The sequence below is a fragment of the Streptomyces enissocaesilis genome (genome assembly GCF_039533765.1).
Taxonomy (GTDB): Bacteria; Actinomycetota; Actinomycetes; order Streptomycetales; family Streptomycetaceae; genus Streptomyces; species Streptomyces enissocaesilis.
On sequence record NZ_BAAAUD010000053.1, the window covers coordinates 179,490 to 194,484 of the forward strand.

General features: G+C 72.5%; 10 protein-coding genes. 6 read left to right on the top strand and 4 right to left on the bottom strand.

What is annotated here, in order from left to right:
- Positions 1–17 precede the first annotated feature (17 nt).
- Entirely contained in the window at positions 18–1,988 is a 1,971-nt protein-coding gene (locus ABD374_RS28020; RefSeq protein WP_344498859.1) for a potassium channel family protein, read from the top strand.
- Positions 1,989–1,993: 5 nt separating this feature from the next.
- Here the strand turns inward: ABD374_RS28020 and ABD374_RS28025 are convergent, their stop codons facing one another.
- Entirely contained in the window at positions 1,994–2,125 is a 132-nt protein-coding gene (locus ABD374_RS28025) for a hypothetical protein (RefSeq protein ID WP_344498754.1), read from the bottom strand.
- Between the two features lie 230 nt (positions 2,126–2,355).
- Here ABD374_RS28025 and ABD374_RS28030 point away from each other — a divergent pair, with 230 nt between their 5' ends.
- Genes ABD374_RS28030 through ABD374_RS28040 form a run of 3 tightly spaced genes read left to right on the top strand, consistent with a single transcriptional unit; the run spans position 2,356 to position 5,198 of the window.
- Positions 2,356–3,399, top strand: coding sequence for a PucR family transcriptional regulator (locus tag ABD374_RS28030; protein WP_425577378.1), 1,044 nt, complete (start codon positions 2,356–2,358; stop codon positions 3,397–3,399).
- A gap of 60 nt (positions 3,400–3,459) precedes the next feature.
- Positions 3,460–4,086 carry a DUF5819 family protein gene (locus tag ABD374_RS28035; protein WP_344498758.1) on the top strand — a complete coding sequence of 209 codons (627 nt, stop codon included), beginning with the start codon at positions 3,460–3,462 and terminating at the stop codon, positions 4,084–4,086.
- Positions 4,083–5,198 (top strand): HTTM domain-containing protein, encoded by a 1,116-nt coding sequence (locus ABD374_RS28040; protein ID WP_344498760.1) that lies wholly within the window; start codon positions 4,083–4,085, stop codon positions 5,196–5,198. Before ABD374_RS28035 ends, ABD374_RS28040 begins: the two co-directional genes overlap by 4 nt.
- An 18-nt stretch (positions 5,199–5,216) precedes the next feature.
- Here ABD374_RS28040 and ABD374_RS28045 read toward each other — a convergent pair whose 3' ends face one another.
- Positions 5,217–7,304 (bottom strand): MDR family MFS transporter, encoded by a 2,088-nt coding sequence (locus tag ABD374_RS28045; protein WP_344498762.1) that lies wholly within the window; start codon positions 7,302–7,304, stop codon positions 5,217–5,219.
- Positions 7,305–7,453: 149 nt separating this feature from the next.
- Here ABD374_RS28045 and ABD374_RS28050 point away from each other — a divergent pair, with 149 nt between their 5' ends.
- Both ABD374_RS28050 and ABD374_RS28055 read left to right on the top strand, forming a co-directional pair.
- A complete protein-coding gene (locus ABD374_RS28050) occupies positions 7,454–8,896 on the top strand; it encodes an FAD-dependent oxidoreductase (protein ID WP_344498764.1) in 1,443 nt (480 codons plus the stop codon).
- A 175-nt stretch (positions 8,897–9,071) separates the two neighbouring features.
- On the top strand, positions 9,072–10,247 hold the full coding sequence (locus ABD374_RS28055) for an ABC transporter permease (RefSeq protein ID WP_344498766.1): 1,176 nt from the start codon (positions 9,072–9,074) through the stop codon (positions 10,245–10,247).
- Between the two features lie 10 nt (positions 10,248–10,257).
- Here the strand turns inward: ABD374_RS28055 and ABD374_RS28060 are convergent, their stop codons facing one another.
- Positions 10,258–12,432, bottom strand: a complete 2,175-nt coding sequence (locus ABD374_RS28060; protein WP_344498861.1) for an OmpL47-type beta-barrel domain-containing protein — start codon at positions 12,430–12,432, stop codon at positions 10,258–10,260.
- A gap of 60 nt (positions 12,433–12,492) precedes the next feature.
- Positions 12,493–14,982 (bottom strand): ThuA domain-containing protein, encoded by a 2,490-nt coding sequence (locus tag ABD374_RS28065; protein WP_344498768.1) that lies wholly within the window; start codon positions 14,980–14,982, stop codon positions 12,493–12,495.
- Positions 14,983–14,995: the final 13 nt, after the last annotated feature.

Consider the following 14,995-nt stretch of genomic DNA (forward strand, 5'->3'; position numbering starts at 1 on the left):
GCCCCCGCGAGCACCACATGATCGTCAGTGGCGACGACGCACTCGCCCACCGGCTGGCCGCCGAACTGCGCGAGGTGTACGGGGAGGAGGTGACCCTCGTCGTGCCGGCCCCCCGCGAATCGCCCCGCCCGTCCGAGCCCCTCGCGGGCCGCGGCCCCGGCCGGGCGTCCGCGCTGTTCGGGCGGGTGTCCGCCGTCATGAACCGCACCGCCTTCCCGGCTCCGGGCGCTACCGCCCCGGGCGCCGACGGCCGGCCCGCCGACGCCGTACGCGTCGTGGAGGCATGGGAACTCGACGACCTCGTGCTGGCCGAGGCGGGCGTGGAGCGGGCCGCCGCGCTCGCGCTCGTCCACGACGACGACGAGACCAACATCCGTGCCGCGCTGACCGCCCGCCGTCTCAACCCCCGTCTGCGGCTGGTCATCCGCCTCTACAACCGCAAGCTCGGCCTCCACCTCGAAGAACTCCTCGACCAGGCCGCCGCCCTCGCCTCACCCGGGCTCGACCCCGCCGCCCTGGACGCGGCGACCACCGTGCTCTCGGACGCCGACACCGCCGCTCCCGCCCTGGCCGCCACCGCCGTCGCGGGCACCAGCAAGGTCGTCCAGGCCGACGGGCTGCTGCTGCGTGCCGTCGAACGCACCCCGCCCGCCGACGGGGAGGTCGCCGGCCCCGGACTGTGCACACTCGCGCTGCTCTCCTCCACCACCAACAACCCGGCCGGCGCCGAGGGTTCGGACCGCAGCGGCGCGGAAGCGCCGCGCCTGCTGCCCGACGATCGCAGTGTCGCCGAAGCCACCGGCCGGGGCACCGTCGTACTCGAAGCGATCTCCCACACGGGTACGGTCCCGCCGCCCGGCCGGCTCGCGGGCCGCGGCCTGCCGCTCGCCGAACTCTTCTCCCGCCGCCTGCGGTGGGCGATCGCCGGCATCGCGGCCGCCGTACTCGGCCTCGCGGTCGCGACCTGGGTCACCACCGACGAACCCCCGCTGCGCGCCGCCTACGTCACCCTGCTCGACCTCTTCTCGATCAACGACCCCGCGGTCGGCGCGCCGATCGGGCGTCAGATCCTGCAACTCCTGGCAGGACTCGCCGGGATGCTGCTGCTCCCCGTGCTCGTCGCCGCCGTGCTCCAGGCCCTCGGCGCCCTGCGCAGTGTCTCCGGACTGCGCCGCCCGCCGCGCGGTCTCTCCGGCCATGTCGTACTGCTCGGTCTCGGCAAGGTCGGCACACGCGTGCTGGCCCGGCTGCGCGAACTCGACATCCCCGTGGTGTGCGTGGAGGAGGACCCGGAGGCGCGCGGCATCCCGCTCGCCCGCCGCCTGCGCGTACCGACCGTGATCGGCGACGTGACGCAGGAAGGCGTACTCGAAGCCGCCAAGATCCACCGCGCGCACGCCATGCTCGCGCTCACCAGCTCCGACACCACCAATCTCGAAGCCGCCCTGTACGGCCGCTCGATCAAGTCCGACCTGCGCGTGGCCCTGCGCCTGTACGACGACGACTTCGCCACCGCCGTCTACCGCACCCTGCGCGCCGCCCACCCCCGCGCCCTGACCCGCAGCCGCAGCGTCTCCCACCTCGCCGCGCCCGCCTTCGCCGGAGCGATGATGGGCCGTCAGATCCTGGGCGCCATACCGGTCGAGCGCACGGTGCTGCTCTTCGCCGCCGTCCAGGTGGCGGGCCTGCCGCAGCTCGAAGGGCGTACCGTCGCCGAGGCCTTCAGATCCGGGGCGTGGCGCCTCCTCGCCCTGGACACCGCCACCGAGGACCGCCGCAGCGACCTGAGCGCGAACCGTGCCGACGACGACGGTGACGGCGCGGGCCGGGGCAGGGGCGCGGGGCGCCCGCCCCGCCTGGTCTGGGACCTGCACCCCGGCTACGTGCTGCGCCCCGACGACCGCGTGGTCCTCGCGGCCACCCGCCGCGGACTGGCCGAACTCCTCGGCCGTACGCCCGCGTCACGCGCCGACGCGTCGACGGGCTGACGGCGTCAGCGCGGCCCCAGGACGAACAGCGAGACGAGCAGGACCGGCAGGGCCCAGCCGGGCACCCCGGTCCTCCGTCGCCGCGGGTCGCGTCCCCGGTGCCATGCGCCGGCCCGGTGCGGAGCCTCGTCTCCCATGACCGACCAGCATACGACCCGGCGTCCGGGGACTGCCGTGCCGGACTTGCCGGCCCGGAGCTGCCGACCCCTGTGCGGCAGCTCCGGGCCCGCCCATCGTGTCAGGCGGGCAACTCCCGGTGTATTGCCGTATTCCGGCAATCTTTATGCTCTGTCCATGCCGAAGGGCCACCTCGAGGAGTGGTCAACGGCGCGTCAGGAAGCCGGGGAAGTGCGTGACGGAGCACGAGATGTCCGAGGATTATCTGGACGGCTATGCCCGGATCCTGGCGGAAGTCTCCGCCACCGGACGCCGTCTCACGCGGGACGAACTGGACTCGCGTCGCACGCTCGGAGAGCAGGCGGCCGAAGCGGGACACGGCCTGCGCGCCCTCGTCGGCCTCCACCTGGCGGCCACCCGCGCCGACTGGCCCGGCGCGTCCGCGGAGCCGGACCGGGTCCTGGCCGCCGTGGAACAGGCCGTCGACGCCTTCGCCGAGGGGTACGAGCGGGCCCAGCGGCTGGCCGTACGCCAGGAAGAGGCGGCCCGGCGCGAGTTCATCGACGACCTCCTCCACGGGCGCAGCGACCTGGGCCGGCTCGCCGCCCGCGCCGAGCGCTTCGGCCTGCGGCTCTCCCAGGCCCACGCCGTCGCGGTGGCCGAGGGTGCCGAGGCGTACGAGGACACCGACCACGTCACCCGCCGGGTGGACCACGAGCTCATCGGCCGCTTCGGCGACCGCCGCATCCTGCTCGCCACCAAGGACGGCCGGCTGATCTGCATCGTGCCCGGGGACCAGACCGATGTGCTCACCCACTTCGCCAAGCAGGCGCACGCCGCCACGGACGGCGGCCGCGTGGCGATCGGCCGCGCGCACCCGGGCGCGGGCGGCGTGGTCCACTCGTACGAAGAAGCCCTCAGCGCCCTCGAACTGGCCGACCGCATGGCCCTCGACAGCCCCGTGCTGCACGCCGCCGAGCTGCTGGTCTTCCCCGTCCTCACCCGCGACCGCCAGGCGATGGCCGATCTGGTGCTCAGCGCGCTGGGCCCGCTCCGGCAGGCCCGCGGCGGCGCCGAGCCGCTGCTGGAGACGCTGAGCGTGTACTTCGACGCCGGCTGCGTGTCGGCGGAGGCCGCCCGGCGGCTCAGCCTGAGCGTACGGGCGCTGACCTACCGGCTGCACCGCATCCACCAGCTCACCGGGTCCGACCCGGCCGACCCCATGCACCGCTACACGCTCCAGACCGCGGTGATCGGCGCGCGGCTGCTGGAATGGCCCGCCAAAGAGATCTGACGCGGCAGGTGGATACCCTGGGCGCCGTCGCGACGCAGGAGCACCATGAGGAGAACAAGCGTGGCCGAGTCCGTCATACCGCCGCCCGACCCACTCGCTCCCGGCGGCACGCCCCTGGGGGCGTCACGGCGCGCGATCGTCCGGTGGTTCGCGGTCTTCGTCGCGTTCGTGGCCCTGGTCCACTCCAGCATGCTGCTGCTCCACGTCGCCACGGACTTCCCGCTCTCCAGGAGCTACCGGGAACGGGTCGACGGGTGGATGCGGCCGCTCTTCCCGCAGGACTGGAGCATCTTCGCGCCGGAACCCTCCAAGTTCAACCAGCACCTCGAGGTGCGCGCGAACGTGGACGGGGAGTTCGGCCGGTGGATCGACCTCACCGCGCACGACAACGCGGCGTACCGGGGTGAACTGCTCCCCAGCATCGAGGACCAGCTCGTACTGCGCCGGGCCGTGTCCCACTACCGGACGAACGCGGCGCGCCAGAAGGCCGCCCCGGCCACCGGCCGCTCGGCACGCTATCTGCTCAACGTGGTTCTGGTCAGGCTCGACGCCATGGGGGAGGAGCCGGGACAGGCCGTCCAGCTCCGGCTGAAGAGCACCCGCATACCGGCGCCCGGCTCCCGGACCGGCGCCGTCGTGACGCGGCCGCAGTATCAGACCCTCGGATACTGGAAGGTCCGCTCATGACCGTACGCGCGGCCCTCGCCCTGGGCCTCGACTCCGCGGGCGGCCTCGGCCGCCATGTCGCGGACACGGCCCGGAAGCTGACCCTCCAGCCGCTCGCCCCCTACAGCGCGGCCGCGATCCGCATCGGCCTCGGCGGCCTGTACCTGATCCACCTGCTCCGCGAATCGGTACGCGCCGACCGCCTGTGGGGGCCGGGCTCACCGTTCACCCCCGACCTCTTCGAGCAGACCCTGAAGGCGCGCGGTCTGGACGGTGCCTTCTCCTGGTGGTACTCGCTCCTCGCCACCGACAGCGCGCTCGTCTTCTGGGCCTGGTACGGGCTCGCGATCGCGGCCAGCGCGCTGCTGATGCTCGGCTGGCGCACCCGCGCCACGGCCGTGGTCTTCTGGTTCCTCGTAGTGGCCTTCCACCTGCGCGGGTCCATGGCCAACAGCGGCTGGGCGCTGCTGAGTCTGCTGTTCGCCAACTACCTGCTCCTCGTCGCGTCGGGCCGGTACTGGTCGCTCGACGCGCGCCGCCGCGCCCGCCGGGCGGAGGCGGCAGGCGCGGCCTCACCGAAGCCGCAGCCGGTCTTCTGGGGCGCGGAGACCGAAGAGCTCCGCCGGCGCCTGGTCACCGTCCTGCACAACGGCGGCATGGCGATGATCGCGCTCCAGGTCATGGTCATCTACGGTTCCGCGGCCATGTACAAGATCCAGGGCGAGTCGTGGCGCAACGGCACGGCCCTCTACTACTCGATGATGTACGACGACTTCTCGACCTGGCCCGAACTCTCGGCCTGGGTCGCGGGCCACGGCGCCTTCGCGGCCCTCATGGCGTACGTCACCGTGTTCTCGCAGATGCTGTTCCCCGCGCTGGTGTTCAACCGGCGGCTCAAGTACTGCATCCTCGTCCTCATGCTCGGCACGCACATCGGCATCGGCGTCCTGATGGCCCTGCCGATGTTCTCGGCCATCACGATCGTCGGCGACCTGGTGTTCCTGCCGACCACCTTCTGGCTCGCCGCGGCCCGGCTGGTGCGGACGGCGCGGGCGGCTCCGGAGGAGACGCCGGACGCACCGGTTCCGCTCCCCCGGGAAGCGGCGGGCGCCGAGGCCGGTTCATCGGTGTGACCCGGTGGCGGGCCGGCCTCACGGCACTCGGCGGCCGGCCGGCAGGAGTCCGTCCTGCGCCAGGTCCTCGGCGAGCAGCCGCTTGGCGATCGCGTCGACGGCGGCCCGCAGTTCCCCGCCGTCCGGCCGTCCGCCGTCCATCTCCAGCTGGTCGCCGAGCCACCGCGCCCACGCCCCGGTGACGACTTCGGCCTCGCGCGCGCCCGCCGGGGTGTGGGAGAGCAGACTGCCGTCACGGGTGAGGTAGCCCTCGTCCACCATCCGGTCGAAGACCGGCAGCAGGACCTCCGGCGGGACGTTGCGGCGGGCGGCGATCAGTCCGAGGCTGGCATGTCCGACGAGGCGGGTGAGCAGCGTCACCTGCATGACCGCCCAGGCACCCGCGATGTCGAGACGGGTGTCGGAGCCGCTGACGATCCACCGCGCCGTGTCGGGGCCCCTGGCCCGGAGGATCTGCCCGACGGACAGTTCGAGCAGCTTGGCCGAATCACCCGTACCGGGGGACGCGAACCCCTCGCCCATGTCGGTCGAGCCCGCGCGGGCGGAGTCGCGCAGCGTGACCTGCTTGAGGAACAGCGACACCAGGAACCCCACGACCGCGACCGGGACCGTCCACAGGAACACCGTGTGCAGCGAGTCCGCGTACGCCTGGACGATCGGCTCCGCCTGCGCGGGCGGCAGCGCGTGCAGGCCCTCCGGGCTCTGCGCCGCCCGCGTCAGGGCCGTGGGATCCGCCCCGCCGTCGCGGGCGGCCTCGGTGATGCCGGCGGCGAGGTGGGGGCGCAGCGAGTTGGCGTAGAGGGTGCCGAAGACCGCCGTGCCGAACGACATGCCGAGCGTACGGAAGAAGGTGACACCGGAGGTGGCCGTGCCGAGGTCGGTGTACTCCACGGTGTTCTGCACGGCGATCGTCAGGACCTGCATGGACAGGCCGATGCCGACGCCGAGCACGAACATGTAGAGCGACTCCGGCCAGACACCGGTCCCCGTCCCCATCAGGGACAGCAGGAACAGGCCGACGCCCATCACCAGTGAGCCGACGATCGGGAAGATCCGGTACCTGCCCGTCCTGCTGACGACGTTGCCGCTGAAGACGGACGCGATGAGCAGGCCGACGATCATCGGGAGCGTCCGCACGCCCGAGACCGTCGCGGAGTCCCCGTCGACGTACTGGAGGTACGTCGGCAGGAAGACCATCGCGCCGAGCATCGCGAAACCGACGACGAAGCTGAGGATGGAGCAGACGGTGAAGACGGGGTCGGAGAACAGCCGCATCGGGAGCATCGGCTCGGCGGCGCGCGTCTCGGCGTAGCAGAACAGCGCGAACGCGGTCAGCCCGCCCGCGAAGAGCCCGATGATGACGACCGAGCCCCAGGCGTACTCGTTGCCGCCCCAGCTCGTCCCCAGGATCAGCGCGCTCGCGCCGACCGTGACGAGCGCGATGCCGAGGTAGTCGATGACGGGGCGGCCGGCGGAGCGTACGGAGGGGATGGTGCGGGCGGCGGCGACGACCACGGCGATCGCGATCGGGACGTTGACGTAGAACGCCCAGCGCCAGGTCAGATGGTCGGTGAACAGGCCGCCGAGGAGCGGGCCGATGACGGTGGCGAGGCCGAAGACCGCTCCGACGGCACCCTGGTACTTGCCGCGCTCGCGCAGCGGGATGACGTCGGCGATCAGCGCCATCGAGGTGACCATCAGGCCGCCCGCGCCGATGCCCTGGAGCGCGCGCCAGGCGATCAGCAGCGTCATGTCGGCCGACAGGCCGCACAGGAACGAACCGGTGATGAAGACGATCGCCGAGACCTGGAAGACCAGCTTGCGGCCGAAGAGGTCGCCGAACTTGCCGACGAGGACGGTGGCGACGGTCTCGGCCAGGAGGTAGGCCGTGACCACCCACGACATGTGCTCGGCGCCGCCGAGTTCCGAGACGATCGTCGGCAGGGCGGTGCCGACGATCGTCTGGTCCAGAGCGGCCAGCAGCATGCCGAGCACGATCGTCCCGAAGACGATGTTCCGCTGCCGTCCGTCGAGCACGGGCGGCGCGGAGGACGTCTGCCCGGGGGTCGGGGCCGTGGCCGGGCTGGTCTCGCGGGTGGTGGTCACCCCTGCACCCTCACACCGGGGCGGGCGCCGCGCATGCGGTGACGTCCGTACGCCGTAGCGGCTGTGCCCCGCGGGGTTCGCCGCCCGGGTCGGGCCGCCCCGCACTGGGCAGACTCCAGCGACGGGCACTTTGGGCTGAGGGGGACGGCATGGCGGACTTCGCGGTGATCGGCGGCGGGATAGGCGGACTGGCAACGGCGCTCTTCGCCACCCGACGCGGCCACCGGGTAACGGTCTTCGAGCGCGACCCCCGCGCCCCGGGCGGCTCCGCCTCCGGCCTCGACGAGGACTTCTTCGGCCGGCGGCGGCCCGGCGTACCGCAGGCCGCCCAGCCCCACCTCGTGCTCGGTGCCGCCCGCGCAGTGCTCCGCGCCGAAGCGCCCGACGTCCACGACACGGTCATGCGGCTCGGCGCCCGCGAACGGCACGAGCTGGACTGGTTCGGGGAACGGCCCCCGGCCCGGCCCGGCGACGAGGACCTGGTGACGGTCCAGGCCCGGCGCATCGTCGTCGAAACGGCGCTCACCGAGGCGCTGCGGGCCGAACCGCGGGCCGCCCTGCGCTACGGCGAGCCCGTCACCGGACTCCTCGTCGACCCGTCGGCGGCCCCGCCCCGCGTCCGCGGCGTACGGACGGAACGGGGAGCGTACGAAGCCGAACTGGTGATCGACGCGGGCGGCCGCCGGTGCGCGTCGGGGGAGTGGCTGACCGGGGCGGGCTGCCGCCCCCCGGTGGTGGAGCGGCACCGTACCGGCATCGCGTACTTCAGCCGCTGGTACCGGTTGCCGGGCGGGCGTCCCGACGGCCCCGCCCGGCCCTGGACCGTGTCCGGCGGAACCTTCGCCGGCTGCGCCGTCTTCCCCGCCGACAACGGGCTGTTCGCGGTCACGCTCTTCGTCCACACCAAGGACCCGACGCGCGGCGCGCTGCGCGACCCGGCCGTCTTCGAGGCGGCCGCCCGCGCGTTCCCGCCGGGGGAGGCGTGGCTGGAGCTGGGAGCGCGGCCGCTCTCCCCGGTCCTCGCGACCGCCGGGTTGGACAACCGCTGGAGCACGCTCGTCGACGAACAGGGGCCCGTCGTCACGGGCATGGTCGGCGTCGGGGACGCCGTCACCCACACCAACCCGACCCTCGGGCAGGGGATCCCGCTCGCCCTGTGGGCGGCCCGCCGGGTCGCCCACGAGACCGACCCGGACCGAGGCCCGTGTCCCGGCCCGCACCAGGGCCCGCGTCCCGGGCCGGGTTCGCCGGACTTCGTCACCGAGCACTACGCCTGGGCGCTGCGGACCCTCAGGCCCTGGTTCGACTTCCAGGTCATGACCGACCGCGCGCTCGGCGAACGCTTCACCGTCAGGGAGTTCGCGGCCGGACCCCCCTGGCAGATGGCGGCGCTCTTCGCGTGCGCCCAGGAGGACCCGGAGGTGATGCGGGCGCGCGCCAGGGTCCGGCATCTCACGGCGTCCCCGGCCGAGGCGTACGGAGCCCCGGAGATCAGGGCGCGGGTGGCGGCCTGGCTGGCGGCGCACCCCGACTACGTACCGAGCACGGTGGGCCCCGACCGCAGGGAGTGGGAGAAGATCACCGCGCCCTGAGGACGTCCGCGGGGCCGTGACCCATCCGCTCCTGCGACCGGGCGTACGGTCCGGCCCGGTGTGCGGTCCGGGCCCGTCCGGCTTAGCGTGACGGACATGGACGATCACGACCACGGTCCGGAAGGCGCGCCGTACCCGCCGGACCGGGCCGAGCACGAGGGCGTGTGAGCGCCGTATGACCGAGGGACAGGGAGCGCGGGAGGCGCGGAGCGCGCGGGGCGCACCGCAGGCCGAGGAAGCCCGGGAAGCCGAGCGAGCCGAGGACACACCGGGTACACCGGACGCCCCCGGGGAGCGCCCCGCGCACGGCGCGCACGGCAGGCCGCCGACGGCTGCCGAGAAGTGGGCGGCCTTCAAGGGATCGCCGTTCCTGCCCGCCCTGGTGCTGGTGTTCATCCTGGCCGTCGCGGCCGGGCTCTTCGCCGGCTCCTACACGTACACGATGGCCGACCCCACCCCGCGCCGGGTCCCCGTCGCCGTGGTCGGCGGCACGAAGGCACCGCCCGCCCGGACGTTCGTCACCGGCATGGAGGAGGCACTCAACGCCTCGCTCGTCCTGACCCCCTACGACACCGCCGCCGAGGCGCGCGAGGCCGTGAACGAGCAGGAGGAGTTCGCCATCCTGCGGACCAGGGGCGACGGCGTGGAACTCGACGTGGCGGGCGCGTCGGGCGCCTCGGTCGCGCAGGTGCTCGCCGAGACCACCGCGAAGGTCGGTGCGCGGACCGGTGTGCCGGTCGTGGTCAGGGACGTCAAGCCGCTCCAGGAGGGCGATCCGCGCGGGCTCGCCCTCTTCTACATCTCGCTCGCCGCCGTCATCATCGGCTTCGTCGGCGCCATCCAGCTGAGCGTCCACGCCCGCGGGCTCAACCCCGCCGAGCGGATCGCCTTCACCGTCGCCTACTCGCTCCTGGGCGCGTTCGCCGTCGCCGCCGTCGTGGACTGGCTGCTCGGCGCGCTCGACCTGCCGTTCACCGAGTCGTGGCTGATCCTGGCGCTGACGATGTTCACCTCGGGCATGGTCTTCACGATGTTCAACACCCTCATGGGCCGCTGGGCGATGCTCCCCACCTGGGGCCTGATGGTGCTCCTGGGCAACCCGTCGTCGGGCGGCGCGGTGTCCTGGCCGCTGCTGCCGTCCGTACTCGGCCACATCGGCCAGTGGCTGCCTCCGGGCGCCTCGGTCAACGCCCAGCACACGGCCGTCTACTTCGAGGGCCACCAGCACCTCTTCCCCTTCCTGGTGCTGGCCGCCTGGGCACTCGTCTCCTGCACGGTCTTCTGGGTGTACCGGCACCGCCACCCCGGCGGACGCGGCCGCGCGCCCGCGCACGCGCCCGCCGGGGCCTGACGGCTCCCGCCTACAGCTGCTTGACGCGGATGTCGCGGTACGAGATCACATCGGTGGTCCCGTGGACCTGGAGGCCGATGTAGCCGGAGGCGTACCGCCGGCCGTCCGTCCCCGGGTCGTCGCCGCGCGGCGGGGAGAAGTCCTGCCCGCCGTTGTTGTCGAACTCGTTGATCAGGACGCCGTTGCGGAAGACCGAGTAGTGCTGGCCCTCCACCCGGATCTCGTAGTCGTTCCAGGTGCCCTTGGGGGTGACGCCCGCGCCGCCCAGGCCCACGCGGTCGAAGCCGTAGACCGAGCCCGTCTTGTACATGTCGCCGTCCGGGCGGTCGAGGATCTGCACCTCGTGCCCGTACTTGATGGCGACCCACTCGGGGCGCGGCTCCTCCGGGTGGCCGTGGACCTGCGGGAAGCGCACGAAGACACCGGCGTTGGCGTTGCCCGTGCCCGGTGCGTCGTCGCGCCACCGCAGCTTGAGCGAGAAGTCCTCGTACCTGCGCTCGGGGAACCACAGCATGCCCATGCCCGGCGTCGTGCCGGAGCTGGTCATCGAGCCGTCCGAGTTCAGGCCGAAGGAACCGCCGCCCACCTGCTGCCACTTGGCGAAGGAGGACGGCGTACCGTCGAACAGATCGCGGTAGCCGGCCGTCTGGCCAGGCTTGCCGATGCCGGACTGCCTGGCCGCGCGGTAGATCTTCCGGTGCTCGCGCTCGTCGACGACCCCGTCGTACAGCAGCTTGTCGAGGACCTTGTCGACGTGCTTGAGGAAGAGGGCCTGGGAGGTCCACTCCCGCTCGTCCTCGATCAGCTCGTTGATGGTGCAACGGCTGCGCGTGACGCGGTTGGGTACGCCGGTGTCGACCGTGCCGACGATGACGGTCAGTCGCTCGTCGTGCTCGGGGCAGTTCGGCGCGGGTACGCCGCCGCCCTCCGCGACGGTGAGCACCACCTGCCCGGCCGGGGAGGTGTTGCCCGCCTTGTCGGTGGCGCGGTGGCCGAGGGTGTGCCGGCCCACCCGGTCGATGATCACCGGTGTGGTGTACGCCAGGTACGGGCCGCCGTCGAGCGAGTACTCGACCTTGTCGACGCCCGAGCCGCCCGCGTCCGTCGCCGTCAGCGTCACCTTGGCGCTGGTGATGTAGGCGCCGTCGGCGTTCTTGTCGCCGCTGACGGTCGCGGTGGTCCGCGGCGGGGTGGTGTCCCCGGCCGGCGGGGCGACGACCGTGAAGCCGACGGCCTTCTCGGCGGAGACGTTCCCGGCCCGGTCGGTGGCCCGGTAACGGACCGTGTGCGTACCGGTCTCGTGGACCATGACCGGCCCCGCGTACGCCGTCCAGGCGCCGTCCGTCCCGATCGCGTACTCGATGGTGTTGACGCCCGAGCCGGTGTCGGAGGCGGTCACCGTGACCGTCGCCATGTCCAGGTACTGGCCTTCGGCGTTCTTCTCGCCGCTCACCGTCGCCGAGGTCTCCGGCGGGGTCCTGTCGTCCGTCGGCGGGGCGACGACCGTGAAGCCGACGGTCTTCTCGGCCGCGGTGTTGCCCGCCTTGTCGGTGGCCCGGTAGCGGATCGTGTGCGTGCCGACCTGGTGCACCATGACCGGCGCGGTGTACGCCGTCCAGGCGCCGTCCGCTCCGACGGCGTACTCGATCCTGTCCACGCCCGAGCCCGCGTCCGTGGCCGCGACGGTCACCGAGGCGTGCCCGATGTACGCGCCGTCGGCGTTCTTCTCGCCCTCCACCTTCGCCGAGGTCTCCGGCGCGGTGGTGTCCTCGCCGCCGCCCTCGGTGACGGTCAGGATGCCCTGCATCGGGCCGTGGCCGGGGATGGTGCAGTGGTAGAAGTACCGGCCGGGCGTGAGGGTGACCGTGGCGGTGTGCCTGCCGCCCCGGTCGTCGTTGGGGTTGGCGAGGATGTTCAGCTGTACGTCGTCGTTGTACTCGGGGTCGGACACGCCGAACGTCAGCGTGTGCGGCATCCCGGTCGTGTTGCCGGTCGCCGCGCTGTTCTCGAAGACGATCGCCGTCTCGCCCGCCACCGCCGTCCTCGGGAACGTCAGATAGCGGTCGATCGGGTCGCCGGCGGTCCAGGTGAGCGTCTGGACGGGCGCGGCCGCCGTTTCTGTCCCTGCCCCCCTTCCGTCGTCCTCACGTCCGTATGCCGCCGTCGACGTCAGCCCGAGCACCATCAGCAGGGCGGCCGCGAGCGCCGTCCACAGCCGGGGAGTTCTCCGTTTCAGCTTCACTGCCTACTCCGCCTTCCTGGCCAGGTCCCCGGCGGCCGGTGTCGGCGCGCCGCCCTTGTACGTCACGCGCCACAGCGCCGACTTGGAGTCCGAGGTGAAGAAACCGCGCCCGTAGTCGAGGACGTAGAGCGAGCCGTCCGGCGCGAACTTCCAGTCCATGAGGTTGCGGATGCCGTTCGCGCCCACCGGGACGATCTTCTTGAGGGACTCGGCGTGCGTGGGCAGCCCGCCGTTGCCGACGGTCCTCGGATCGGTCAGCACCGCGTGGCGCGGCTGGTCGCCGTCGTAGAAGTCGCCGACGAACCACTTGCCGTCCCAGTACGCGGGCCACTTGTCCTTGCTGTCGCTCGCCGCGTCGTAGCGGTAGACCGGGCCGTTCATGGTCGCCTGGCCGCCGCCCTTGAGCCACGGCAGCAGCAGCTTCTGCTCCTCCTGCTTGTAGCTGGGCACGCCGTTCGCGTCGCGCGGGTAGTCCACGCCGCCGCCCTGCGGCGAGTACCAGATGGTGTTGGGCGTGACGGGCGGCAGGTTCACCAGGCCGTCGTTGTTCGGCGACTCGTTCTTCGGAGCGTCGCAGTCGTACCAGCCCAGCGGCTTGCCCGGATCGGGCAGATTGCGGTCGCGGTAGGGCTGGTTGTTGCCCATGCAGTACGGCCAGCCGTGGTTGCCCGGCTTGGTGATCGCGGCGAACGTGTCGTACTTCGCCGGACCCCAGGTGGTGCTCGGCGCCCCCGCGTCGGGGCCGACCCATCCGGCGTACAGGATGTCGGTCTTCGGGTCGACGGTGATGCGGGCCGGGTTGCGCACGCCCATCACGTAGATCTCGCCGCGCGTCTTGCCGCCGCCCTCGTCCGGCTCCTTGCCGGTGAAGAGGTTGCCCTCGGGCAGGGTGTACGTACCGTCGTCCTCGGGGTGGATCCGCAGGATCTTGCCGTTGAGGTTGTTGGTGTTGCCGGAGGTGCGGCGGGCGTCCGCGAAGGAGACACCCTTGAAGTTCGGCTCCGGGTTGTTGCCGGAGTAACCGCCGCTGAAACCGGACGAGTTGTTGTCGCCCGTCGCGATGTACAGGTTCTGCTTCGAGTCCCAGGCCAGGCCGCCGCCCGCGTGGCAGCAACTGTGGATCTGGACCGGCCACTTGAGCAGGACCTTCTCCGAGGCGAGGTCCAGCTTGTTGGTGGCGAGGTCGAGGGTGAAGCGGGAGACCCGGCGCTCGGCCATGCGGGTGTCGCGGTTGATCCGCGCGTGGGGTGTGTAGTGCAGGTACACCCAGCCGTTGGTGAGGAAGTCCGGGTCGGTCTCGACGCCGAGGAGGCCCTCCTCGTTCTTGACCAGTTCGTCGCCGCCGCCCTTGTTGCCGAAGACCGTCAGCGCGCCCGCGAGCGTCACCTTCTTCGTCTTCGGGTCGTAGACGTGGATCTGGCCCTGGCCCTTGCCGATGTCCGGGTCGTTCCAGTCGGTGACGACGGGCGCGCCGCTGTCGCCGCCGCCCCGGCCGATATAGAGGACGCGGCCGTCCTCCGCGGTCACCAGGCCGTGCGGCTCGCCGATCTGGTCGGACTGGCCCGGCTGGTTGGGCGCGGTGATCCGCTCGGCCTTGTAGTGGGCGTTGATGCCCGCCTTGCAGTCGGCGCGCGCGATGCGCGTCGTCCACTGGAGGGCGCCCCGCAGGTGGTCGCGGAAGTCCGTCTCCTGGAAGGAGTCGGCCGTACCGCCCATGCCGGTGTAGAAGGACCGGCCGCCGTCGTAGTCGCGGCACCAGGAGACCGGGTGGTCCCAGCCGTTGGCGCCCGCTCCCGGCTTGTACGTGGCTTCCCGGACCCGCGCCACGGTGTGCACGTCACCGGAGGGGTTCTTCGTCCAGTTCAGCCACGTGTCGGGCCGCTTCCACTGGAGCGGCAGGTTCTTGGTGGCGGGGTGCTGCCGGTCGCCGACCTCCACGGTCGCGCGCTGTACGTTCGTGGGCCCGCCCGCGGCGGGACGGGCGCCGATCAGGCCGCCGAACCAGTCGGAGTACGGCTCGGTGCGCGCTGCGTCGTGGATGCCGAGGAAGCCGCCGCCGGCCTCCATGTACGCCTCCAGGCCCGCCTCCTGCTCCGGATCCAGCACATCGCCGCCACCGGTCAGGAAGACGACGGCGTTGAACCTGCCGAGCCTGGCGGTGGTGAAGACGGCCGCGTCGTCCGTGGCCTCCACGCGGAAGCGCTGCGCGGCGGGACCGGACTGGCCGATCTTCTCGATGGCCTCGATACCGGCGTCGACGGCCGGCGACTCGTCGGCGCCGGCCGAACCGTGGAAGACGAGCACGCGGACGTTCGCGCCACCGGGCGGAGACGGCAGCGCGGGGAGGGACAACGTTGTCGTGGGCGGGGGTTCTGGGTACGGCCGGGCGGTGGCCGCGGTGCCGCCGAGCAGGCCGGATGCGGCAACTCCGGCCGTCAGTGCGGCTGCCAGTCCGCGTCGGCGTCTTGACCGGTGATGTGGTGTGCGATGCATGTGTTCACCCATC

What these genes read in the sequence shown, in the direction of transcription:
- ABD374_RS28020 (WP_344498859.1), top strand. Translation starts at nt 18, where the DNA reads ATGATCGTCAGTGGCGACGACGCACTCGCCCACCGGCTGGCCGCCGAA.
- ABD374_RS28025 (WP_344498754.1), bottom strand. Translation starts at nt 2,125, where the DNA reads ATGGGAGACGAGGCTCCGCACCGGGCCGGCGCATGGCACCGGGGACGC.
- ABD374_RS28030 (WP_425577378.1), top strand. Translation starts at nt 2,356, where the DNA reads ATGTCCGAGGATTATCTGGACGGCTATGCCCGGATCCTGGCGGAAGTC.
- ABD374_RS28040 (WP_344498760.1), top strand. Translation starts at nt 4,083, where the DNA reads ATGACCGTACGCGCGGCCCTCGCCCTGGGCCTCGACTCCGCGGGCGGC.
- ABD374_RS28050 (WP_344498764.1), top strand. Translation starts at nt 7,454, where the DNA reads ATGGCGGACTTCGCGGTGATCGGCGGCGGGATAGGCGGACTGGCAACG.
- ABD374_RS28055 (WP_344498766.1), top strand. Translation starts at nt 9,072, where the DNA reads ATGACCGAGGGACAGGGAGCGCGGGAGGCGCGGAGCGCGCGGGGCGCA.
- ABD374_RS28060 (WP_344498861.1), bottom strand. Translation starts at nt 12,432, where the DNA reads ATGGTGCTCGGGCTGACGTCGACGGCGGCATACGGACGTGAGGACGAC.
- ABD374_RS28065 (WP_344498768.1), bottom strand. Translation starts at nt 14,982, where the DNA reads ATGCATCGCACACCACATCACCGGTCAAGACGCCGACGCGGACTGGCA.